Source organism: Streptomyces sp. x-80, from assembly GCF_046549095.1.
In the GTDB taxonomy this organism is placed as follows: Bacteria; Actinomycetota; Actinomycetes; order Streptomycetales; family Streptomycetaceae; genus Streptomyces; species Streptomyces celluloflavus.
The window spans coordinates 194,054-217,283 of record NZ_JAJPWM010000010.1 but is presented as its reverse complement, the minus strand read 5'-3'; the positions used below and the strand labels follow the sequence as shown (position 1 = coordinate 217,283).

General features: G+C 69.5%; 20 protein-coding genes, 1 tRNA gene and 2 pseudogenes. 19 read left to right on the top strand and 4 right to left on the bottom strand.

The window, feature by feature from the left end:
• The first annotated feature begins 132 nt into the window (after positions 1 to 132).
• The 4 genes from ACLJWH_RS21940 to ACLJWH_RS21925 all read left to right on the top strand — a co-directional run bounded on the left by ACLJWH_RS21940 (position 133) and on the right by ACLJWH_RS21925 (position 6,276).
• The gene (locus tag ACLJWH_RS21940) at positions 133 to 2,391 is read left to right on the top strand and encodes a (Fe-S)-binding protein (protein WP_411143440.1); all 2,259 of its coding nucleotides are present in this window, start codon (positions 133 to 135) and stop codon (positions 2,389 to 2,391) included.
• Positions 2,392 to 2,676: 285 nt separating this feature from the next.
• Positions 2,677 to 3,513 carry a trypsin-like serine peptidase gene (locus ACLJWH_RS21935; RefSeq protein ID WP_411143439.1) on the top strand — a complete coding sequence of 279 codons (837 nt, stop codon included), beginning with the start codon at positions 2,677 to 2,679 and terminating at the stop codon, positions 3,511 to 3,513.
• Positions 3,514 to 4,028: 515 nt separating this feature from the next.
• Positions 4,029 to 4,712 (top strand): transglycosylase family protein, encoded by a 684-nt coding sequence (locus tag ACLJWH_RS21930; protein ID WP_411143438.1) that lies wholly within the window; start codon positions 4,029 to 4,031, stop codon positions 4,710 to 4,712.
• A gap of 604 nt (positions 4,713 to 5,316) precedes the next feature.
• Positions 5,317 to 6,276, top strand: a complete 960-nt coding sequence (locus tag ACLJWH_RS21925) for a Yip1 family protein (protein ID WP_411143437.1) — start codon at positions 5,317 to 5,319, stop codon at positions 6,274 to 6,276.
• Positions 6,277 to 6,430: 154 nt separating this feature from the next.
• Here the strand turns inward: ACLJWH_RS21925 and ACLJWH_RS21920 are convergent, their stop codons facing one another.
• From ACLJWH_RS21920 to dcd, 3 genes are all read right to left on the bottom strand, one after another.
• On the bottom strand, positions 6,431 to 7,984 hold the full coding sequence (locus tag ACLJWH_RS21920) for a ricin-type beta-trefoil lectin domain protein (protein WP_411143436.1): 1,554 nt from the start codon (positions 7,982 to 7,984) through the stop codon (positions 6,431 to 6,433).
• Between the two features lie 245 nt (positions 7,985 to 8,229).
• Positions 8,230 to 8,727: a phosphoribosyltransferase gene (locus ACLJWH_RS21915; RefSeq protein ID WP_411143435.1), complete on the bottom strand. Its 498-nt coding sequence runs from the start codon at positions 8,725 to 8,727 to the stop codon at positions 8,230 to 8,232.
• A 153-nt stretch (positions 8,728 to 8,880) separates the two neighbouring features.
• Positions 8,881 to 9,456, bottom strand: coding sequence for a dCTP deaminase (gene dcd, locus ACLJWH_RS21910; protein WP_411143434.1), 576 nt, complete (start codon positions 9,454 to 9,456; stop codon positions 8,881 to 8,883).
• Between the two features lie 600 nt (positions 9,457 to 10,056).
• Between dcd and ACLJWH_RS21905 the strand changes: the two genes are divergently transcribed.
• From ACLJWH_RS21905 to ACLJWH_RS21840, 14 genes and pseudogenes are all read left to right on the top strand, one after another.
• Positions 10,057 to 10,130 (top strand) — tRNA-Gly (locus ACLJWH_RS21905).
• Positions 10,131 to 10,876: 746 nt separating this feature from the next.
• A complete protein-coding gene (locus ACLJWH_RS21900; RefSeq protein WP_411143433.1) occupies positions 10,877 to 11,371 on the top strand; it encodes a hypothetical protein in 495 nt (164 codons plus the stop codon).
• Between the two features lie 2 nt (positions 11,372 to 11,373).
• Complete coding sequence (locus tag ACLJWH_RS21895; RefSeq protein WP_411143432.1) at positions 11,374 to 11,877, top strand: glycosyltransferase; 504 nt, start codon at positions 11,374 to 11,376, stop codon at positions 11,875 to 11,877.
• A complete protein-coding gene (locus ACLJWH_RS21890) occupies positions 11,874 to 13,466 on the top strand; it encodes a hypothetical protein (protein ID WP_411143431.1) in 1,593 nt (530 codons plus the stop codon). Before ACLJWH_RS21895 ends, ACLJWH_RS21890 begins: the two co-directional genes overlap by 4 nt.
• A 43-nt stretch (positions 13,467 to 13,509) precedes the next feature.
• A complete protein-coding gene (locus tag ACLJWH_RS21885) occupies positions 13,510 to 13,992 on the top strand; it encodes an NUDIX domain-containing protein (RefSeq protein WP_411143430.1) in 483 nt (160 codons plus the stop codon).
• Positions 13,993 to 14,018: 26 nt separating this feature from the next.
• Positions 14,019 to 14,582, top strand: a pseudogene (locus ACLJWH_RS21880) (phosphotransferase family protein); the annotation flags it as partial.
• 585 nt (positions 14,583 to 15,167) lie between these two features.
• Positions 15,168 to 15,566: a hypothetical protein gene (locus tag ACLJWH_RS21875; RefSeq protein WP_411143429.1), complete on the top strand. Its 399-nt coding sequence runs from the start codon at positions 15,168 to 15,170 to the stop codon at positions 15,564 to 15,566.
• A complete protein-coding gene (locus ACLJWH_RS21870) occupies positions 15,567 to 16,382 on the top strand; it encodes an MFS transporter (protein WP_411143526.1) in 816 nt (271 codons plus the stop codon).
• A 198-nt stretch (positions 16,383 to 16,580) separates the two neighbouring features.
• A pseudogene (locus ACLJWH_RS21865) lies at positions 16,581 to 16,667 on the top strand (IS5/IS1182 family transposase); the annotation flags it as partial.
• Between the two features lie 361 nt (positions 16,668 to 17,028).
• A complete protein-coding gene (locus ACLJWH_RS21860) occupies positions 17,029 to 17,232 on the top strand; it encodes a cold-shock protein (protein WP_411143428.1) in 204 nt (67 codons plus the stop codon).
• Positions 17,233 to 17,545: 313 nt separating this feature from the next.
• On the top strand, positions 17,546 to 19,063 hold the full coding sequence (locus tag ACLJWH_RS21855; protein ID WP_411143427.1) for a DEAD/DEAH box helicase: 1,518 nt from the start codon (positions 17,546 to 17,548) through the stop codon (positions 19,061 to 19,063).
• A gap of 46 nt (positions 19,064 to 19,109) precedes the next feature.
• Positions 19,110 to 19,517: a CBS domain-containing protein gene (locus ACLJWH_RS21850; RefSeq protein WP_411143426.1), complete on the top strand. Its 408-nt coding sequence runs from the start codon at positions 19,110 to 19,112 to the stop codon at positions 19,515 to 19,517.
• 55 nt (positions 19,518 to 19,572) lie between these two features.
• Complete coding sequence (locus ACLJWH_RS21845) at positions 19,573 to 19,884, top strand: SCO5918 family protein (protein ID WP_411124576.1); 312 nt, start codon at positions 19,573 to 19,575, stop codon at positions 19,882 to 19,884.
• A 1,078-nt stretch (positions 19,885 to 20,962) separates the two neighbouring features.
• On the top strand, positions 20,963 to 21,301 hold the full coding sequence (locus ACLJWH_RS21840) for a MerR family transcriptional regulator (RefSeq protein ID WP_411143425.1): 339 nt from the start codon (positions 20,963 to 20,965) through the stop codon (positions 21,299 to 21,301).
• Positions 21,302 to 21,695: 394 nt separating this feature from the next.
• Here the strand turns inward: ACLJWH_RS21840 and ACLJWH_RS21835 are convergent, their stop codons facing one another.
• A complete protein-coding gene (locus ACLJWH_RS21835) occupies positions 21,696 to 22,181 on the bottom strand; it encodes a DUF5994 family protein (protein WP_411143424.1) in 486 nt (161 codons plus the stop codon).
• A gap of 281 nt (positions 22,182 to 22,462) precedes the next feature.
• On the opposite strand from ACLJWH_RS21835, the gene ACLJWH_RS21830 reads away from it, so the two are divergent.
• Positions 22,463 to 23,044 carry a DUF5994 family protein gene (locus ACLJWH_RS21830; RefSeq protein ID WP_411143423.1) on the top strand — a complete coding sequence of 194 codons (582 nt, stop codon included), beginning with the start codon at positions 22,463 to 22,465 and terminating at the stop codon, positions 23,042 to 23,044.
• The last annotated feature ends 186 nt before the right edge of the window (positions 23,045 to 23,230 follow it).

Here is a 23,230-nt window from a genome sequence, read left to right as displayed (position 1 = left end):
CCTCAGGGTTGCCTGCGCGACGCAGATCACCGGCCGGGCGGCTTCATGGGGCCCGGGATACTGGGTAATCTCAGCGCAGACCTGAAAAGTTACCGCTTAGTAATTCCGCTCTCGCAGGCACGAGGAGCCCCCATGCAACTCGCCGCGATCATCGTGTCGCTGGTCCTCATCGCGGTCGGCGTCGCACTGTTCTGCCGCGCCATCTTGCAGATCTACCGCTTCGTACGGCTCGGCCAGCCCGTACCCGCCGGCACCCGGACCGACGACCCCAAGCAACGCACGGTCACGGTGGTCAAGGAGTTCCTCGGCCACACCCGGATGAACCGCTGGGGCGTCGTCGGCGTCGCGCACTGGTTCGTGGCGGTGGGCTTCTTCTCCCTGCTGCTGACGATCGTCAACGCCATCGGCCAGCTCTTCCGGGCCGACTGGCTGATCCCGGTGATCGGCGACTGGCTGCCGTACGAGATCTTCACCGAGTTCCTCGGCCTGATGACGACGGCCGGCATCCTCGTCCTGATCGTCATCCGGCAGCTGAGCAAGCCCGGCAAGGCGGGCCGCAAATCCCGCTTCACCGGCTCCAACTTCGGCCAGGCGTACTTCGTCGAGGCCGTCATCCTCATCGTCGGCCTGTCGATCATGACGCTGCGCGCCCTGGAAGGCGTCCAGCACGGCGTCGAGGGTTACGAGGCCGGGTTCTTCGCCTCCTACCCGCTGATCCTGGCGTTCAAGGGACTCAGCCTCGGCACGATCCAGAACCTCACCTACCTCGTCGCGATGATCAAGATCGGGACATCCTTCATCTGGATGATCACGGTCGCCCTCAAGACCGACATGGGCGTGGCCTGGCACCGCTTCCTGGCCTTCCCCAACATCTGGTTCAAGCGCGAGGCGTCCGGCGATGTGGCGCTCGGCGCGCTCCAGCCGATGACCAGCGAGGGCAAGCCGATCGACTTCGAGGACCCGGGCGAGGACGACCAGTTCGGTGTCTCACAGATCGAGCACTTCTCCTGGAAGGGCCTGCTCGACTTCTCCACCTGCACCGAATGCGGCCGCTGCCAGTCGCAGTGCCCCGCCTGGAACACCGGTAAGCCGCTGTCGCCGAAGCTGCTCATCATGTCGCTGCGCGACCATGCGCACGCCAAGGCGCCGTACCTCCTGGCGGGCGGCGGCAAGGACGCGGAGGGCAACGAGAAGGCGAGCGCCGAGCAGCTCGCCGACGTACCGGCCGCCGCACTGGCCGAGGCCGAGCGCCCGCTGATCGGCACCCTCGAAGAGAACGGCGTGATCGACCCGGACGTCCTGTGGTCCTGCACCACCTGCGGCGCCTGCGTCGAGCAGTGCCCGGTCGACATCGAGCACATCGACCACATCGTCGACATGCGCCGCTACCAGGTCATGATCGAGTCGTCGTTCCCCTCCGAGGCCGGGACGATGCTCAAGAACCTGGAGAAGAAGGGCAACCCCTGGGGCCTGGCGAAGAAGCAGCGACTGGCGTGGACCAAGGAGGTCGACTTCGAGGTCCCGGTCGTCGGCAAGGACATCGAGGACCTCACCGAGGTCGATTACCTCTACTGGGTCGGCTGCGCCGGCGCCCTGGAGGACCGGGCCAAGAAGACCACCAAGGCGTTCGCGGAGCTGCTGAACATCGCGGGCGTGCAGTTCGCCATCATGGGCGGCGACGAGGCGTGCACCGGCGACTCCGCCCGCCGCCTGGGCAACGAGTTCCTCTTCCAGCAGCTCGGCCAGCAGAACGTCGAGATGCTGAACGCGGCGTTCGGCGAGGACGCCGACGAGGGCGTGACGGTCCCCCAGGCCAAGAAGAAGATCGTCGCGACCTGCCCGCACTGCTTCAACACCCTCGCGAACGAGTACCCCCAGCTGGGCGGCGAGTTCGAGGTCATCCACCACACCCAGCTGCTCCAGCACCTCATCGACGAGGGCAAGCTCGTCCCCGTCACCCCGGTCGAGGGTCTGATCACGTACCACGACCCCTGCTACCTGGGCCGCCACAACAAGGTCTACACACCGCCGCGCGAGATCATCGCCAAGGTGCCGGGCCTGCGCAACGAGGAGATGCACCGCCACAAGGAGCGCGGCTTCTGCTGCGGCGCCGGCGGCGCGCGGATGTGGATGGAGGAGCGGATCGGCAAGCGCGTCAACAACGAGCGCGTCGACGAGGCCCTCTCCCTCAACCCCGACATCGTCTCCACCGCCTGCCCGTTCTGCCTCGTCATGCTCACCGACTCGGTGAACGCCAAGAAGAACGACGGCGAGGCCAAGGAGTCCATCCAGGTCGTGGACGTGGCCCAGCTGCTGCTGGACTCCGTCAAGACCCCCGCCGACCCGGCGGACGACCCGGAACCGGCGGACACACCGGAGCCGGTGAAGTAGGCGAAACAGCGGCAGCACCCCTTGCCGACGGCCGGTCCCGCAGCACGCGGGACCGGCCGTCGGTGCGTACGGCGCGGGCACATCGGCGAACATGGCGGTACGCATGACGGCGAACCCGACGGCGGACATGACACCGGACATGACAGCGAACCGGCAACGAACCCGGCAACGAACCCGGCAACGGGCACAACAACCGGGCACCACAACTGATACGGCAGCAGAGCAACGGCAGTGACAAGCAGTAACAGCGGTAGCAGCGGCAGCAGGGTGGGGCACGGCACGGGTATGCGTACGGACAGGCCGCTCGGCGCCCTTCTCACCCGCCCCTTCGGTATCCCGCTCGCACTCCTCGCCGTCCTGCTCACCGCCTGTGCGGGCACCCCGGCACCCCCGCCGTCCGACACCCGCCCCAGCCCCCGCCCGTCGGCCACGCCCGTCGCCGCCGTCCCCTCCGTCGGCGTCCTGACCAGCGAAGGCGACCACTGGTGCACGGCGAGCGTGGTGGACAGCCCGCAGGGCAATGTGATCGCCACCGCCGCCCACTGCGTCTTCTTCCAGGAGGAGGACGAGCAGGACGGTTACGAGGCCGGGTACTTCGACGGCGACCTGGAGTTCGCCCCGCAGTACTCCGGCGCCGCCCCCGGCCGTTACCCGTACGGGAAGTGGCGGGTCACCGGCATCCACGTCAACACCCTGTGGAAAGACGAGAACGAGGACCAGGGCGACTACGCCTTCCTGACCGTCGCTCGGGACGCCCGCGGCCGCACCCTCCAGGAGGTCGTCGGCGCCGCCGTCCCCGACTGGTCCTCCGGCCCGCGCCGCCGCGTCACCGTCATCGGCTACCCCAACGAGGACCACAACCCCGGTAACCGCCCCGTCTCCTGCACCACCCGCACCCGCCGCGACACCGACGAGCCGTACATGGTGCGGATGGACTGCGCCGGTCTCTGGAGCGGCACCAGCGGCAGCCCCTGGCTCGCCGACCACGGCGGCCCGGACCGCCCCGGGCGCCTGATCGGCATACTGAGCGGCGGCGACACCGACCGCGAATCGGTGGCGGTGCTCTTCGACCACCGGGCCCACGACCTGTACGAGCGGGCGGCGCGGGCCGGCGCGACCTGAGGATCCGGGTGGCGGCCACGGGACGGGACCGAGGCGCGGTACCCCGTCGCCGGCCGACGTCACCCCCGTACCGGGTGCCCCAGCCGCACCGGCAGCCCGAACGGTGTGCGGCACTGCGCCGCCCGGAGGGGACCGTGCGCGGTGTGTGGGGACCCCCGCCGCGCGCGTGCCCCGAGTCCGGCGAATGCGCTCGGCGGCCGGCCCGGTTCGCCCGGATGATCGATACGCCCGGGGCCCTTACGCCTCCGCCCGTACGGGTGCGCCCCTACGGTCAGGCGGGTGCGCGACGCGGAGGCATCGCCCCGTCACCGGCGTCAAGAGGGCAGGCCGAACGGCGACGGCGCTACCGCGCGCTCTGCCGAGGCGAACTCCGGGCGTGGTTGTCTCTGGACCGTCGAATTCATGGCGTCCCGCATAACTCACCGCACGGACAGCGAAAAACGGTGCACCGCGGCGGCGTCACGTTTCCTGAATAGCCGCCAGGAAACTGCGCGGCGAGCGACGGGAGCAAGCGAATGGAATTTCCTCAAGCATCGGAATCGACCGTCCGGAGTGAATTCCGAAACCGCGGGGTCCGGAGCGTCACGGCGGCAGCCGTCCTGCTGGCGGCCGGCGCACTGAACCTGGCGGCCGAAGGGCCCGCCGAGGCCCGGAGCGGCAGGACATGGGACCTCCTGGCCGGGTGCGAGAGCGGCGGAAACTGGCATACCGATACGGGGAACGGATTCTCCGGAGGGTTACAGATCGCCCATCCCACCTGGCGCTCCAACGGCGGCAGCACGTACGCGTCACGCGCGGCGCGGGCGACCAGGCAGCAGCAGATCCAGGTGGCGGAACGGGTACTGGCCCGGCAGGGGTGGCGCGCCTGGCCCGCCTGCTCGGCCTCGCTGGGGCTCGGCTCGGCCACTCCGCACGGCGCCACGCCGCACACCACCGCACCGTCCCGAGAAGCCGCCGAGACCGCCCCCGGGCCGCTCCGGCACTCGCCGTCCCGGAAAAGCCGGGACGAGGCGGGGCGCCACCGGAAAACCGCCGAATCCGTCGTCGTCAATGCGGGCGACACGGTGAGCGGTATCGCGTACGCGCACGGAATGGACTGGCAGGAATTCTACCGCCAGAACCGCCGGACAATCGGCGCGGATCCGAACCTCATCTTCCCCGGCATGCGGCTGAACGTACGGCACACCGGCACCGACTGAACGCATTCCGGAACACCCCGGCATTCCCTCGTCCGCCTTCGGGGGAATGCCGGGAGGGGGGTCCTGGGCGGGAGCGCAGGCCGGCCGTCCGCTGATCGGCGGATGGTCGGCCCGCGCTCCCGCCCACCAGCACCATCCCACTCCAACTCGCATGCCGCACCCATGAGTTGGCGCCCCACCCGCCTCGGCATGAGCGTTCAGCACGTCGATATCGGTTGCCCGGCGCCACACCGTGCCCCGACCATCACCACACCCGGCCACGCCCCACCGCCACCGCCCGGCCGCCCCACCCCCGCCCCGGCCCCGCCTCCCGCTCTCCCCCCAGCACCGGCCGCCCCCCACCTCACCCGCACAGCCCAACCCCACAACCCGCCCCGCCCGCCCCGGAGCGGCCGCCGCCACCCCGCCCGCTCCCGCAGAGCACGCCCCTCCCGTAGCACTCCCGTACCCCTCCTCCCGCAGGTCCTCCTCCCCCGGACCCGTCCCCCCTCCCGGATTCCCCTAGGGGATGTCACAGGTCGGCGGCAAACCCCCGCCCGATGTCCCAGCTCCCGCACCCAGGTTGCGCAGACCAGGTAGTTTCGATGACGTGGCTGGATTCAGGATGGGTCGCGGACGGGATGCCCGCTCCGCGCAGGACGGACAGCAGCAGGGGCAGCAGGCGCCGTACGGACAGCAAGAGCCGTACGGACAGCAGCCCCCGCCTCCGCACGGACAGTGGCAGCAGCAGCCGCCGCCGCAACCACCGCAGCAGTACGGCGGCCAACCGCAGGGACCGCCCCCGGGCCGGGCCTACGGGCAGCAGGGCGAGCCCGAGTACTTCGGCGACGGCGGTTACCCGCCCCAGCCGCAGTCCTACGCGCCGTACGCCGACAGCGGCGCCCCGGGTCACACCCAGCAGTTCAGCGTCGGCGAGGCCCCGTACGCCGATCAGTACGCCGGCCCCGGGGGGAACGGCCCCGACAGCCAGTACGCCGACGGCGGCGTGTACCGCGCCGGTCAGACCACAGCGCCGCCGGCCGGGCCCCGGCTGCACTGGAAGCAACTGCTGTCCGGCATCGTGCTGCGCCCCGATCCCACGTTCTGGCAGATGCGGGACCACAAGATGTGGGGCCCGGCGCTGACCGTCACCCTGCTCTACGGCCTGCTCGCGGTCTTCGGCTTCGACCGGGCCCGCGAGGACGTGCTGCACGCCACCCTCTCCAACAGCATCCCGTGGGTGCTGATCACCGGCGTGATGTTCGTCATCGGCGGCCTGATCCTGGGCGCGGTCACCCACACCATGGCCCGCCAGCTCGGCGGCGACGGTGCCTGGGCCCCGACCATCGGCCTGTCCATGCTGATCATGTCGATCTCGGACGCGCCCCGGCTGCTCTTCGCGATGTTCCTCGGCGGCGACAGCACCCTGGTGCAGATGCTGGGCTGGCTGACCTGGCTCGCGGGCGGCTATCTCCTGACCTCCATGGTCGGCAAGTCGCACGACCTGCCGTGGCCCAAGGCCCTGGGCGCCTCCGCGATCCAGCTGGTCGCCCTGCTCGCCCTGGTGAAGCTCGGCACGCTGTAGGCCCCGCCCACCGCGCCGCCCTCCCCACCCCCGCCCCGGCCCCACGACAAAGGGCCCCGTTCCGAGGACTCGGAACGGGGCCCTTCGCCATACCCTCCGGACCGCGCTCTTCCCGTTCGCCGCCGGGCGGGCCGCCGACCGTCCGCGCGCTCCGCTAGGCGAACCGCTGGCCCGCCGACCCGTCGCACGGCTGGAGCCGCAGCGGGTCCTTCGCCGCGCCCAGCGTCAGGCAGAGCGACTGCGCGGCCGCCGGCCGGACCGTACCGCCGTCCGCCCGTACGAACTGCTGGTTGGCCGCGCCCGAGCAGTTCCAGAGAATCAGCCCGGCGCCCCGCTCATACCGCGCGCCCGGCACGTCCAGGCACCGGTCCTGGGTCAGCTCCACATGCAGCGACCGGTGATCCTGGTCGTACCACCAGCCCTGATTGCGCTGCCCGTTGCAGTCCCAGCCGCCGACGGCCGTACCGTTCCCGCTGGCCGCGCCGTTCGCGTCCACGCAGCTGCCGGTGGCGGCGTTCTTGATCGGCCGGTACGCGTCGTCCCAGGCCACGGGGTACAGCTTCGGCTGCCCGGTGCTCGCCGAATCGGCGCAGGACGCCTCGCGCAGCCCCGCCGCGTACAGCTGCGTCAGGCAGGAGGCGAAGGCGCCGTGACCGCGCGCGTTCGGGTGGAAGGACTGCCGCACCGAGTTCGCATCCGGCGGGAAGGGGTTGGAGATGTTCACGTACAGCCCGCGGGCCCAGGTGTCCTCCATGCACACCTCGTGCCCGTGGAAGAGCCGCGAGGCATCGAGGTAGGTGGCCCCGGAGTCCGCCGCGGCCTTCCGCACGCCCTTCTCGAAGGCGGGCACGGCGGTGTTGCGCCCCCAGGCCGAGTCGGAGGTGTAGCCCGTGCAGCCGCCCGGGATCTTGCCGGGAAAGTTCGGGTTGTCCGTCACATCCGGCCCGATCGGACTGGGATACGACATCACCACGAGCTTGTAGTCGCCGTCCGCGTACCCCGCGTCCCGCATCACGGTCCGCAGATCGCCGACTGTCCCCTCGACCTTCGGCACCAGCCCGTCGACCCGCGCCTGCCACCCCGGTGTGTACTTCGGCTCGCAGGTGCCCTGCAACAGGAACCACCGCGTGACGCAGTCCGTCATCACGGGCCCGAACTGGAGATCGTCATTGGCGCCCGCCACCAGCAGGACCATCTTCAGCCGGGTGTTGCGGGCCGCGATCGCCAGGCTGTCGCTCTGCACCAGCTCATCGGCGTACTGCTTGCTGCCGCCGATCCGGATGTTGCCGGTGTACGCGCCGGAACAGGCGACGTTGTACGTCACATCCGCCGCGATCCCGGTCCGGTGGATCGCCGAGTCCGGCGACCGGTGGCACCAGTTGGCCGGCCCGTCCGTACCAGGCTCGTACGTCCCGACACCCTCACCGGAGATCTCGCTGTCACCCAGCGAGATCAACGAGGTCTTGCGCTCGCCGAGCGGCCGCTCGGCCGGGTCGCCGTAGAGCTTCGCCGCCTGCTGCGCCCGGATCTTCTCCAGCTCGGGCGGCAGCGGTTTCACGGCCGCCGCGGAGCCGGGCGCCGCGACCGCCGCGGTCGCCGTGGCCTCGGCGGCGGTGCTCACCCCGCCCATCGACGCCGATACGGTCAGTGCCGCGGCCAGCGTCGCGACGACGGTCATCAGCCGTCGCCCACGTCTCGGACGCACCATGGGGCCTCCCCTCCGGTCTGCTGTTACCGCCGGTTTCTACTCGGAGGTAGTCACCGGCGGAACACCCGGAACGGAAATGGCCGAAAGCACACCGCGACGGACGGCCGCCCGCCCCGCCCCTGCGCGGATCGCCCGCCAACTCCCGTACGCGGCACGGGAGATCACCCGCGCCACCGCACTCCACCTGCCGGGAGCCCGGCCCGCCCACCGCGCCTCAGGCGTCGAGGGCCGGCGCCGCCCGCACGTCAGGCGTCGAGGACCTGGTTCTCCCGCCGCACGACCGGCGGCTCGACGCTCCACGGGAAGTTGATCCACTCGTCCGTGCGCTGCCACACGTACTCGCACTTCACCAGCGAATGCGACTTCTCGTAGATCACCGCGCTGCGCACCTCCGCCACGGTTCCCTGGCAGAAGTCGTGCACCAGCTTCAGGGTCTTGCCGGTGTCGGCGACGTCGTCCGCGATCAGTACCTTCTTCTGCGAGAAGTCGATCGCGTTCGGCACCGGCGCCAGCATGACCGGCATCTCCAACGTCGTCCCGACCCCGGTGTAGAACTCCACATTCACCAGGTGGATGTTCTTGCAGTCCAGCGCGTACGCCAGGCCACCCGCGACGAAGACGCCACCGCGGGCGATCGACAGCACGACATCGGGCTCGTAGCCGTCGTCCGCGATCGTCTGCGCCAGCTCGCGGATCGCACCGCCGAAGCGCTCGTACGTCAGGTTCTCCCGCACGTCACTCACGTATCTCTCTCAGATCTCTCAGATCCCTCGGACCGCTCTCCGGCCTTCGCCGGCCGCCGAGACCGCTCCCCCTGCTCCCGGGACCATTCCTTGGTCTCCGGGGCCCTGCCTTCTTCTCGTCCGGCGCGCGGGTGCCCACCCGCCGGCGCCTGCTCACACCTGCGTACGGTGAAAGTTCTGGAACGACCGCGACGGGGTCGGGCCGCGCTGCCCCTGGTAGCGGGAGCCGTAGTGCGCGGAGCCGTACGGGTGCTCGGCCGCCGAGGTCAGCCGGAACATGCACAGCTGCCCGATCTTCATCCCCGGCCACAGCTTGATCGGCAGCGTCGCGACATTGCTCAGCTCCAGCGTGACGTGCCCGCTGAACCCGGGGTCGATGAACCCGGCGGTCGAATGCGTCAGCAGCCCCAGCCGTCCCAGCGAGCTCTTGCCTTCCAGCCGCGAGGCCAGGTCCTCCGGCAGCGTGATGACCTCGTACGTCGAGGCGAGCACGAACTCACCGGGGTGCAGGATGAACGCCTCGTCCCCCTCCGGCACGACCTCACGGGTCAGATCGGCCTGCTCGACGGCGGGGTCGATGTGCGGGTAGCGGTGATTCTCGAACACCCGGAAGTAGCGATCGAGCCGCACGTCAATGCTCGACGGCTGCACCATCGATGCGTCGTAGGGGTCGATGCGCACCCGACCTGCGTCGATCTCGGCCCGGATGTCCTTGTCTGAGAGAAGCACGCAGACGAGGATACGCGCCCGCACCACCCCCACCGCACGACGAGGGCCCGGCCCCCACCGGGACCGGACCCTCGCCCACAGCCTCCACCGGCTTCCGCCCGCTTCGGTCTGCTTCCGCCTGCTTCCGTCTTCCGCAAGCTCCCGCTACGGCGGCGCCGCTACCTCACTCCGGCGCCGCTGCACCACCACGGCCGACTACCGCTTCGCGTACTCCACCGGCACCGAGTGCCGCAGTCGAGCACAGCGTGGGCAGCGCAACAGCCGTCCGGGCCCGAGCCGGTCAGTGGTCTGCATGGGGAACGAAGCGGTGCTGAACACGTGCCCTTCGGCACAACGTACGACGGTGCGCTCCATCAAGTCCCTCTCCCAAGTGCGTGGACAACAATTGCCACATTAGGGGATGAACTGGGCGCCGCCACACGCGGCACTCCGACGCCCCACCGTACGCCCCAACTCCCGCACCCCACGCCCGCATCCCACCCCGCACCCCCGGGCCGACCACCCCTCCCGGACACCCCCACCCGCACCCATCACACCGCGACCAGGCCATGGGGTAGAGTGTGCTGCGATGCTCCGCCTTCAATCGAGGCGGCTCTTTACGCGGGTGTAGTTTAATGGTAGAACATGAGCTTCCCAAGCTCAGAGCGCGGGTTCGATTCCCGTCACCCGCTCCATATGGAAGCCCCAGGTCAGCGGCCTGGGGCTTTTTTGTTGTCTAGACCTCCCAGGGGCCGGCGTGCCCTCCACGTGCCCCAACTCGCCTGCGTGCCCCGGCTGGAGAGCCGCCAACGCATCAACGTCGCCCCCTCACCACGGTCTACGTCTCAAATCGCGAGACGCGCTTTTCGTGACCTGCGCCACTCCGTCGTGGCTAGTCGGCAAATTCGCAGAACTAAACGGCGGTTGCCCACGTGAGCCGTTACCCGATCCCCGCCGGCGGGTCGGGGGGAGTTGGGCACGTCATGTGCTCTGCAGGGGCCGCGACTTCATTCGCACTGGGCCCTGCGGAAACGTCGAAATCCACGCGCGATGAGAACTGCTTGCGTCGGCTGATCACGAGCAGAACTCCCCGCCGGGATGCCTTCTGGCTCGACTTCCCCGTGCGCACCTGCCTGCCCAGGCTCCTCAAGCGCTCGTTCCAGCGCGCAGCCCGCGGCGAGGAACTGTTCGCCGGAAACAGGGAGACCTTCCGGCACCTGTTCGCCCGCGACTCGATCCTCATCTGGGGCCCGGCCCACCACCGCAAGCACCGCCAGCGCTGGCAACACTGTCGCGACCCCGCCGGGGCCCCTGGCCTGCCCGTGCTGCGTCTCGTCCGGCCCCGAGCCGTTGCACCATGCCTCCGTGGCCACAGCTTGTTGCCTGATACTCCGAATCGGGAGACGTCGTGCCGCACACCGTGATCGCTTCAGCTGTCCGAGTGCCGTGGCACAGCCGGCACGGGGGTTACGACCGCCTTCTCGACTACTTGCCCGAAGCCCGCCGCATCACCGTGCCGCGGAGCACCACCGGCCAGAAGACCGCCGCAGCAGCCCACCACCTCGTACGCCGCCGGTGCCCCCTGCCCTTCTACCCCGCCGAACACTTCGCCACGGACTGGCGCGTCCTCACCCGCCGAGGCCCCGCCCATGTCCTCTACGGGGACGAACAATTCTGGCTCTCCCGCCACCGGCCAGGCCCCACCGCCGTCACCTACCACCAGCCACCCGCGCAACTGGCCCGCTTCATGACGGCCACGGCCTGGCGGAAGCTCGCCCCGCGCGCGAACCAGATCATCACCCTCGCCCCGACCAGCAGGCGTTCTTCTGTGATTACCTGCCCGCAGAGCGCGTCCGCCTCGTCCCCCACGGCATCGACACCGGCGCCTTCACCCCCGCCGGCCTACCTGCCGTCTCCTCCCGGCCGCTGGTCCTGACCGTGGGCTGGTGGCTACGCGACTGGGAGGTCCTGGACACCGTCCACGCCCAGCTCCACCACCGATACGGCCACGACGTCGAACTCCTCGTCGTCACCCGCCAGGCCAACCAACGCACCTGGCACCCGGCAGCCTGCGTACTGGAAGGCATCACCGAGCTCACCCTCGCCCAGCTCTACCGCCGCGCCGCGGTCGTCCTGCTGCCGCTCACCGACGCCACCGCCAACAACGCCCTCCTGGAAGCCCTGGCCTGCGGCACCCCCGTGGTCACCACCGACGCCGGCGGCATCCCCCACTACACCGGCGCCGGCCCAGCCGCCGTGCTCACCCCACCCGGCGACGGACCGGCCGCCACCGAGGCGGTCGACAAACTCCTCAGCGAGTTCGGCACCGCCGACCACGCCCTACGACGAGCCGCAGCCCGCGAACGCGCCGAACTCTTCTCCTGGCCACGCATCGCGGAGCAAATCCGTGCCGTCCACCGCCTACTGGAGGCCGAACGATGACCGCCGCCGGCCTCTGGCTCCACCTCGCCGTCCCAGCGCTGCTCACCCTGCTGCTGGCCCGCTCGCTATGGGCACTTGTCGCCGTCGAACTCTCCGCGCGCTGGCTACTGGCCAACTCCAACCAGGGCCACGCCCCTGCAGGGGAGGAAACGCCCTGGCTGGTCGTCCTGCTGCCCATGCTGCGCGAACAGGCCATCGCCGACGAGACGATCAGCGCCTTCAGCTCTCTCGATTACCCACCAGGCCGTGCGGCCGTCGTCATCATCACCACGGAGCGAGAAGAGAACGCCCGCCGCCGCGACCGCGCCCGCCTCCCCGCCCTGAGCGCCACCCGCCACCTCACCGAGGCACAGCTGCACGGACTGTTCCCCCGCCCCCGCTGCCGCCACATCGCCCACGAGATCAACACCGCCCCCGCCGACAAACGCCTCGCCATCCTCACCGAGCTGTACGACGCCCAGCCCACCACCCGCGAGACCGTGGCCGCCCTCGTCGAACACCGGCCAACCACCGGCCTACGCCTGGTGCACCGCCACCAGCCCGACAGCGGCGGCCGCAAAGCCGGCCAGCTCAATCACGCCGCCGAACACCTCGACGAGATCCTCGGCCCACTCGGCTGGCACGACGAGCACGACGCGGACAGCACGTACCTCTGCGTCTACGACGCCGACGCGATCCCCGACGTCCGCACCCTCCACGCCTTCGCCAAGGCCGCTACCTGCCACCAGGCCCACACACGCCGACCACCTGCGCTGATCCAGCAGCAGCGGCTCCCCCTCCTGGCTCGCCACCCGTTCCCACCCGGGCCCACCGGCCTGCTCCTGACAGAGGAATGGATCTACCAACTCCGCCGCTCACTCGGCATCGAGCTCGCGCGGATCCGCCTCAACCACTGGCTCTCCTCCGCCCGCCTCCCACCCGCCATGGGCGCCCTACTGCGGCCGATGATCTACGGCGTCGGCTGCGGCATGACGGTCCACCTGCCAGCCGTCCGAGCCCTGGGCGGTTTCCCCGAACCGATGGAGGACCTCGGCACCGGCCACCGCTTGTCCCTCCTCGGTGCCGGCATCGCACCAGCCACCGTCGCGGTCCTCGATGAGCCCTACACCGAGCCACACGGCCTGGCCAATCTCCACGCCCTCGCCTTCCGCACGTCAGCCCGCCCAGACCGACACGCGAAGGCCATCGCCCACCTGCCCAGCACCCTCTCCCGCACCAGCAAGAGACTCCTGATATTCCGGGAATGGGCCGACGAGATCGCCTGGGTGGCTGGCGCCCCACTGATCACCGCCGCGGTCATCACCTCATGGTGGGCCGGTCCCGTGTGGGCCGTCATCGCCCTCGCCGGCGTCCTGCTGCACGGTCCCGTCGTCACCGCCCGCCTGCTCCATCTGACCCCGCCACTCCACACCGCTGTACTCCCCACCACCAGCCACATCGCGGCAGCTCCGCAGTCCACCCGCAGCCGCCGCGCCGCGCTGATCGCCGCCAGCCCCGTCCAACCGTTCATCCGCCTCGTCGGCCCCTGGCGGATGATCCTCCGCCGCATCGCTCGCCGCCCGACCACCTTCGGCAAGACTGAACGCTGAAACACCCATCGCCCAGAGGACAAAAGGAAGTTGGACCAGCACCGTGACCGACCCCGTCACCCCGGAAATCCGCACCTCCGCCAAAGCCGTCGTCCTCCACGACGACCATGTCCTCCTCATGCGGGCCAAGTGGGACGACCAGGAGTGCTACTTCCTCCCCGGAGGCGGTCAACACCCTGGGGAAAACCTCAGCGACGCCGTCCGCCGCGAAGTCGACGAGGAAACCGGTCTGACCGTCAGCGTCGACCGGCTGTTGTGGCTGCGCGAATACATCGGCGCCAACCACGATCACCCCGTGCAGGAAGCCAAGACCCACCGCATCGAAGCGATCTTCCTGTGCACCGCGACCAGCGACCCTCACCAACTCGGCGGCCACGCCCAAGACGACGTCCAAACCGGCCTGGAATGGGTGCCGCTGCACAAAATCGAGTCCCTCAACCTGCTGCCACACGCCATCCGGCAGCCCATCGCCGCCCTCACAAAACCGCTCCCGACCCCCGATGCCTATCTCGGCGACGTCTCCTGACGCCGCCATGCACGGCATAGACGAACGTGTGCCGCCCAGTGCGCGTGAAATCACCACCGGCCAGGCCAACCGCGTCTGGTCGGTGGACGCACCCACCCCGTACATCCTCAAGCACTACGGCGACCCCACCCGCGCCCGCCAACGAAGCCGCCGCACTACGCCTCCTCGCCACGCACCACACCCCAGGTCCACGCCTACTCGCCGCGGACCTGGAAGCCACCCCCGCGTGGACGGCACAGACCGCAGTCCCAGGTAAGCCCGTGCCAGCCGACCGCTTCCTGGATGAACTCGCTGAACCACTGGCCGTCGTGCACCGCATGCCGGGCACCCACTTCGGCCGCCTCGCAGGCGCCCGACGACACCGCACATGGTCCGGCTACCTCCACGGCCGTCTGCGACGGTACGCAGAGGTCGCACCAGACCTTGACCCCGTAGCTCGGCACCTTCACCAGAGGATCGAGCTCGCCGACATGCACGTCCGGCCAGTGCTCCTGCACCACGACCTGCAGCCGAGCCACCTCCTGCACGAAGCGGCGGGCGGCCGGCTCCTCATCGACTGGGAGCTAGCCATCTGCGGCGACAGGCACTCCGACCTAGGCCGCTTAGCCGTACGCCTCGGCCTGGACGACCCCACGCCCGTCCTCGCGCTGGCCGAACACTCCGATCCCTCTGCCGAAGGCCGGCTCCATCTCTACTGGCATATCCATCTACTCGCCGACGCCGCGCTGAGTACCGACCCAGCCGTTCGAGAGCGAGCCGTTGCGAGGATGCCGAATACGGCCTGAGTCCAGGCTGGCCCGTCCTGCCATGACAGGGACGAGAGCCCCTGGCGGCGCGGCCGGACTGGGTCCCAATACCAGCCTCTGCCTCGGCGAGCACGATGTCGAGTGCGTCCCAGAATGCGCTTGGCGTGCTCAGCGACTGCCTGCTGGAGGTGGTGAGCGTAGTGGCGCTTCGCCTGCTGGGCGTGCCGGTGCTTGCGGTGCCACGTCGACCATGTCGCCATCCCGTTTCTGCGGTGCCTTTGCTCAATCGGAGCGTGTGCGGGCTGAACTTGGTGTCCAGTTCGGTGTGTAGTGATCAGGGTGGCCCGCGGAATGGCCGTGGCGGGATTGCCGTAGCGCGTTTCCTGGCGCACCAATCATCTGGGAGAGCTCGTGTTGACGAGGGGCCTTGTGCGCAAATACCGGCTGCTTTTCGCGGTGCCGGGTTCCCGGCTGTCGGCCGTCGCCACCTTGACCGGTAGGTTCCAGCCGGGCATGTATGCAGTGGCCTTGCTGGCGCTGGCTTCGAGTCATCTCGACTACGGCGCCGCTACCTTGGTGGTAGCGGCCTCTTCGATTGGCGCGATGACCAGTCCGCTACGGGGCAGGCTGCTCGACCGGTATTCCTACGCTGTGGTGTTGTGGCCGTTGCTCGTACTGCACATCGGTGCTCTGGTGTTGTTCGTCGTCGGCGCGCAGGCAGATGCCGGGGCTCCGGCGCTGTTCTGCCTCGCGACGCTGGCGTCCGTCAGTCTGCCGCCCGTCGGAACCTTCAACCGGGTGATCTGGCGAAGGAAGCTCCCGGGTTAACTGCGGACGACCGCACTGGCCCTGGATGCCGTCCTCACGGACTTCGGTTTCATGGTCGGTCCGGTCGCGGCGGTTGCCCTGGCGCGCGGTATCGCGCCGGAAGCCGCTGTGCTGGTTTGCGGGCTGCTCGTGACGACCGCGGTGCCGCTGGCCTTGTACGGGGCTGGCGCTCGGGCCCCCGAGGAAGCCTCTCCGCGCAGGCACTGGACGGGCCCTTTGCGGTCATCTGCCTTGTGCCAGGTTTTCAGCGTCGCGTTCTGTTTCTTCCTCGGCGTAAACGTCCTGGAGGTCTCGTTGGCGGCCTATGGACGGGAGGGCGAAGTGACCTTGGCCGGCGGGACACTGCTGAGCCTCATCGCCATGGCCAGCATGGCGGGCGGCGTGCTGCTCGGCGGGCTCCCCACCCCGGCTGCCCGACGCCTGACACAGCCCACCGTGCCGCTGGGTGGAAGCGCGGTATGTCTTCTCTTTCTGGTGGGTGCCTACTTCATGCACCCCATCCTGGTGGCGTTGGCCTGCCTGCCCGTCGGTTTCTGCCTCGGCCCTTGCTTCGCCTCCGTGTACGGTGCGGCCGCAGATCACGCATCCAAGGGCGAGAAAGCGGAGACGCAGTCCTGGGTGGCCAGCGCGATGATGGCCGGTGGTGCGCTCGGAGCGGCAGTGGGCGGCTGGATCCTGGCACACGGCGGGCCGACCGGCGCACTGCTGCTGACGACGGCGGCATGGGCGGCCGGGGCCATCTGCGGGGCGCGCCTCACATCCCTGTGCCCGGCCGCGGAAGGTGTACACGTCGCCCCAGTAGTGTCGGCCGGCTGAGAGGCCGCCTTCCCTCGCGTTCCCGTTACGTGTGATGGACAGCCCCCAGGTGGCGCATCCGCACGATTTCGACGAGGAGGACCGGCTCGGTGTCGCCGGGAAAGGCGATGAACAAGGTCGCTGCCTCGGCCGCTCATCCGCGTGCCCTGAACTGCCGGACCGGTGCACTCGCGCCCCGCGCGGCGGGCCGGTGGCGCCGGTCAACGCATTGCCCGCAATGGCATCGAACCCTCACACCGGCTCGGCAGGCACCGCTGGGTCGTCGAGCGCACGGTGTCCTGGCTGGCCGGCGGCCATCAGGTCACCTGGGCCATCGACATAACCGGCGGTGAGCCCGCCCTGCTGCTGGCCCTGCTCGTCAACCAATATCTATGCCCGCGGTCCAAGAATTTGATGGACCCCGCGAGGAGACTTTTTACCACCGCACATAGGGTGGAAATATTTAGCGCACACAAGCCACCGCAGCATGCTACTGTCGATCTCGGTTGCAGTTTTGGTTCCCAAAATCTTCAAGCGTCTCCAGCCGGCCTCCGCGCCACTGAGGAGCGCTTTATATTTCCCGGCCATTCTCCGGGCGGGGCATCATCGCGGCGACACGGTGTCCGCACGGTGCGGATTCCGGTGTAATGCCCCAAGGAGATATGACATGGCCACTGGCACCGTGAAGTGGTTCAACGCGGCAAAGGGCTTCGGCTTCATCGAGCAGGACGGTGGCGGCGCCGACGTGTTCGCCCACTTCTCGAACATCGCAGCCGAAGGCTTCCGTGAGCTGCTCGAAGGCCAGAAGGTGACCTTCGACATCGCGCAGGGCCAGAAGGGCCCGACGGCCGAGAACATTGTTCCCACCTGACACTGACGCGCATTTTGTAGCTGGGGCCCGCATCCCTCGGGGTGCAGACCCCAGCTGCACACATTTCCCCGCGGTGGTTTCTCCTGCGGGACGCAGGATTTCGGGTCGCGCCCTCCCCGCAGTCGCGCCCCTCGACCGCCGTCACTGGATTTCACATCCACCGGACGTCGCCTATTTCAGCGCCTGGGCCTGTACGGATTTCCCGTAGGCCAAATACGCTTTCGCATTCCATTCGGCCCGGTCTCGCAATTCCCAGCGCCGCTTTTCTGCTGCGGGAGTTCCTTGATGCGTGCCGTATCAAGGAAGGTTCTGAATGAACCCCGCACGTAGGAACGAGCGCTCCTCTCGCACCCGCAGCCGCACCGGCGGCCCCACTTTCGGCACGGGCGGCTCCGGTTCGCCTCGGGGCGGCCGCTTCGGCTCGTCCACGCCGAGCCGTTCCGGAAGCCCGAGCCGCTCGGGCGGCCGCGGCCGCCGGCCCGCCGCGGTCCAGGGCGAGTTCGCCCCACCCAAGACGATCACCCCCGCGCTGCCCGCGGTCGACGCCTTCGCCGACCTGGACATGCCCGGGGAACTGCTGGCCGCCCTCGGCGCGCAGGGCGTGACCGTGCCCTTCCCGATCCAGGGCGCCACCCTGCCCAACACCCTGGCCGGCCGTGACGTCCTCGGCCGCGGCCGCACCGGATCCGGCAAGACCCTCGCCTTCGGCCTCGCCCTGCTGGCACGCACCGCCGGGCAGCGCGCCGAGCCCCGCCAGCCGCTCGCTCTCGTACTCGTCCCCACCCGCGAGCTGGCTCAGCAGGTGACCGACGCCCTCACCCCGTACGCCCGCTCCGTGAAACTGCGTCTGACCACGGTCGTCGGCGGCATGTCGATCGGCAAGCAGGCCGGCGCGCTGCGCGGAGGCGCGGAGGTCGTCGTGGCCACGCCAGGCCGGTTGAAAGACCTCATCGACCGCGGTGACTGCCGGCTGAACCAGGTCGCAATCACCGTCCTCGACGAAGCCGACCAGATGGCCGACATGGGCTTCATGCCCCAGGTCACCGCCCTGCTCGACCAGGTACGCCCGGAAGGCCAGCGAATGCTCTTCTCCGCCACCCTGGACCGCAACGTCGACCTGCTGGTGCGTCGCTACCTGACCGACCCGGTCGTGCACTCCGTCGACCCGTCCGCCGGCGCGGTGACGACGATGGAGCACCACGTGCTGCACGTCCACGGCGCCGACAAGCAGCGGATGACGACGCAGATCGCGGCGCGCGAAGGCCGGGTCATGATGTTCCTGGACACCAAGCACGCCGTCGACCACCTGACCGAACACCTGCTCAGCAGCGGAGTACGAGCCGCCGCGCTGCACGGCGGGAAGTCCCAGCCCCAGCGCACCCGAACGCTCGCCCAGTTCAAGACCGGCCACGTCACCGTGCTGGTCGCGACCAACGTGGCGGCGCGCGGCATCCACGTCGACAACCTCGACCTCGTCGTCAACATCGACCCGCCGACCGACCACAAGGACTACCTCCACCGCGGCGGCCGCACCGCCCGCGCCGGCGAGTCCGGCAGCGTCGTCACCCTGGTCACCCCGAACCAGCGCCGTGACATGACCCGTCTGATGGCCACCGCCGGGATCACCCCGCAGACCACCCAGGTCCGCCCGGGCGAAGAGTCACTACACCACATCACCGGCGCCCAGGACCCTTCCGGGATCCCGGTCACCATCACCGCACCCGTGACCGAGCGGCCCCGGCGCAGCAGCGCATCCCGCGGCCGACGCAGGCCCCTCCCGGCTACCCGGCGCATGAACGGGCGGCAGTCCTCCTTCGACGCGGCGGCCTGAGAACCACTTGATCAGGAAACTGACCCACCTCTGCAGGAGGCACGTTGTGACGTTGATCCAGATGCAGGACCGCTCGGCACAGGGCAACCCCGTGCACCGGATGGTGGTCGACGCCATGGAGTCGGACGTTCCGCAAGTCTGTGACGACATGACCGTCGAAGTGGCCTGGTCTGTCATGGCCGGCGCCCGCACGGGTCATCTGCTCGTCTGCGACGAGGACGACCTGTGCACCGGGGTGGTCACCCAGGCCCAGCTCGCCGCCGTCCATGAGCGCGACACGTACACGGACCGGCTCCGGCTGCGCGATGTCCTCGGCGAACGCGAGCCGTTCGCCTCACCCCTGACCACGACGGTCGAGGCCGAGCACGTGATGCGCCATCGCCGGCCGGAGTCGGCCCTGCCCGTTGTCGACGAACAAGGCTGCCCTTCGGTCGTCCTCGCCCTCGCACGCTGAACCGCCTCACGACCGCAGTTCCGACGTGACCGTCCCCTTCCTCCTGTGAGGCATCATGCGCTGTGTCATCGCCCGTTTCCCGTTCGACCTGACCAAGAGCGGTGTCCTGGAATCGATGAAGGGCGTCAAGCCCGAGCAGGTCACCGGCGAGTCCGTGACCATAGGCCGCCGCACCTACCCCGCCAAGCAGGTCGGCCAGATCATCACCCGCCAGGACCGACGCGACTTCAGCGCCGGCGAAGTTCTCCGAGCCATGACGCAGCTCGGCTTCACCTGCCGCGTCCTGCCCAGGGCCACCGTGCCGACGCGCCCCCTCACCCCGCTCCAGCAGGCGTCCGCGATGCTCGGCGTACCGGTGACCGTCTGACGCCTGAGCGATGGGCACGGCACTGGCTGCCACCCGAGCAGCGAGGAGGGCCCGACTGGCACGTGCCGGTCGGGCCCTCCTGCGACCCCGCCAGCGGTCGCGCCCCTGGCGAGTAGGGCACTCCACGCCTCGCCGCCAGAGGCGCGCCGGGTGACCGCAGTCGCTCGGGCGAAGCGATGGACCAAGCCGGAAGTAGTAGTCGAAGCACTGTGCATCGGCGACACACCGAGCCCCCGCGTTCGGCTGCCGCCACGCCCGTGGGCCTGACCAGCAGTGATGGCCGCCCTGCATACCTGGGACCACCATGGGCAGCTAGCTCAGCCCGAGGCGCACGAAAATCTATGATGACCGAAGTAGACATTGGGCGGTGGCGTGGTTATGGTTTCTCTCGTAGCCAGAGAGACCGAAGGGCTCGGCAGAGACGAACTGCCGGGCAGCAGTACATGCAGTTGCAGTTCGCAGGGCGGTGCGGTGGTGGAGTTCCGAAGCCAGGGTTGTTGCAGGACGGCGACGGGGCTGACGACCGGACCGGGTGGCCCGCAGTCATCAGGGGCTGCCAGGAGCAGTACCGCAGTTAACGCAGTGGCAGTACCCGCAGTTCGCAGTACCAGCAGTGCAGTCAGTGAGCGGTACCTCGGTAAAGGCGTCGGCTGCGGGCGCGCGTACCGGGAAGTTCGGCAGTGGGGTTCCAAGCCAGAGCAGATGCAGGATGGGCAACGGGGCTGGCTGCCGAAGAGTGGCGCTGTGACAGGCCACCAGCAGTGCGCAGTAGAGCAGCACCAGCAGTACGCAGTACCCCGCTTCACCAGCAGTTGATCAATGAGGAAGAACGGAGGAGCCAGACGCCATCAGGATCGCCCGGGCCGAAGGCTGAGCCCGGGTACCGCAGGACATCGATAGTGAGGTGGTCTCCGGTCAAGCAACCGCGATCCCCGCACTCCCGGCAGCAACTCGGCCGGGGCGGCGGAAACAGGAGGTCGGCGCAGTATCAGGGCCGACAGATGGTGTAGTAGTTCCTTCGGGGCCCTGGTGCCGTACGGCACCAGGGCCCCTCCATGCGTTCCATGAGAGAGGTGCAATGACAGCAGACGACTCGTTCGGCCGTCTTGACGACGACGACTACCCCGCCTACACGATGGGCCGGGCCGCCGCCATGCTCGGCACCACCCAGAGCTTCCTGCGCGCCATCGGCGAGGCCCGCCTGATCACCCCGCTGCGCTCCGAGGGCGGACATCGTCGCTACTCCCGCTACCAACTGCGCATCGCGGCACGCGCCCGGGAACTCGTCGACCAGGGCACCCCCATCGAGGCCGCCTGCCGCATCATCATCCTTGAGGACCAGCTCGAAGAAGCCCAGCGCATCAACGCCGAATACCGCCGCGCCGCCGAGTCGCCCCCGCCGCCGGCCTCGGACTGAGGTGAACTCGCCAGCCGTCGGATACGACCCGGAGCCCTGACGAAGGCGTACTCATGCGCGGATGCCCGTGGGAGATCCGCGCCCGTGGCAGCGCCGCGCATGGTGCCAGGTGGGTGCCGTGCACCGCCCGGCTGGAGCACTTCCCGGTTCCTTCCGCACCCCCGACACCCGGGACGACCCAACCCATCGGCCCCTCGATGGGCGCCAATTACGCCGTAGACCCGCCCTCTCCTGGCTCACCACCGCAGACCGTCCATCGGCACCGGCGCTCACGGAGAAGGGGCTGATGGATGATCAGCCCCGTACGAACCGAACGAGAGGCAGGACCGAGGCGGGCCTCCGGTCGCCCCAACTCCCTTAAGAGTCCTGGACGGAAGACCTCTGGCACCACGTGTCACGCGTCAGGCCCCGGATCGTCAACGGTGGCGACGAGGAGTTGCGTGGCCTGGGTGAGGTTGTCGGCGCGGACCGCTCGGGCCATGGCGATGCGGGCGGCGTCGGGCGTGGTACCCGGGGGGACGACCAGGAGTGCGAAGTGGTCGTTGTGGCCGCGGGTGATGAGGACAGTGTCGTCGCCGACCGGGTCGGAGTCGATGTGTACGACGCGGTCGTCGATGACCAGGCGGGTCGGGAGTCCGGTCCAGGCGTCGGCGTCGAGGCCGACGCGGGTGATGGGGCCCAGGTATTCTGTCAGGGCCTTGATCAGGGCGGGCAGCTCGGCCGTGATGTCCTTGGACCGCGGCCACCACGCACCGTCGAGGATGCCGGTCCGGGACTGGGTGGTTTCCATACGGAGCACGGCCGTACCCAGTTTCACCGCCTGGTGGATCGAGTCCGGAAGAAGCAGCGGTGCGGGGCGGGGAGTGTCGGAGTCGGCCATAGCGGTCCGCCCCTCTCGGAGACGCGGGCGCGGCCGTCGACAGCACGACGCCCTGCCCGTGCCTTCACGGTACGCCTCTCACCTGCTCGATGCCGCTGCCGGCGGCCCGCGGTGACCGGGCTCCCGGAAATTGCCTGATCACGAAACGGTTCGGGCCCCTCTTGCAGGAGTATGTTCGAAGAACCGGGAGCAATTCGAACACCAGCTCCACGCAGGTGCCGTTCCCGGCGATCGCCGAACACCGGGCTGCCGACGGGCAGCCCGGGGGCAGGTTTCGCGCCATGACTACGCTCCTCGACCTCACCACGCCGCGCGACCTCGCCCCCGTACTTCCGGCGCGTCTGTCGCTCACCCCGAAGACCACGCTCGCGGGCCAGCTGGACGGCACCTGGTGGCCCCACTCCCGCGACCTCGCCGCCGAGCTCCCGCCGCTGGCAACAGCCCTGGACGAACCCTGGGGCCGTATCACCCGCGTCACCGTGAACCCCACCCGCTGGCCCGTCATCCCTCATAAGGTCCCCGCCGCCGGCCACACCCTGCACGTCGCATGGTTCACCGAGCAGGACCCGGACAAGCTGATCCTGCTCTCCCTCACCATGGGCCGCTGCGATCTCCTGGTGATCCCGCCCGAGACCGAGCCCGCCGCGGCCGCCCGGCTGATGGCTGCCGCCGCGATCCCCGGGAGCGTCCTCAAGGCCGGAGCCCTGCTGGCCAACGAAGCCGCCATCGGACGCGATATGAGGGACACCCGACGCCCGGAGGACAGCTGGGAGGACGAGGGCGGCTCATGCATATCCCTCTACGGGCGGCCGCTCGGACTGCCCGTCATGCCCTTCCCCGTGCCAGGCGACACGTGGAGGTGAGGGGCAGGGAGCCCGTCGTCCTCATCACGGCTCCCCAGCACGACGCACGCCTCGCCGCCTGCCACATCAGCGTCGCGCTGCGGGGTGCCCGCAGATGGAGCCACCGCACGCGGCAGCGGTCGGTGCCGGGAGATGGCGGGGCTGCCGACCCTACGCGCACCTCCCGATGACCCGTACCTTCCTCCG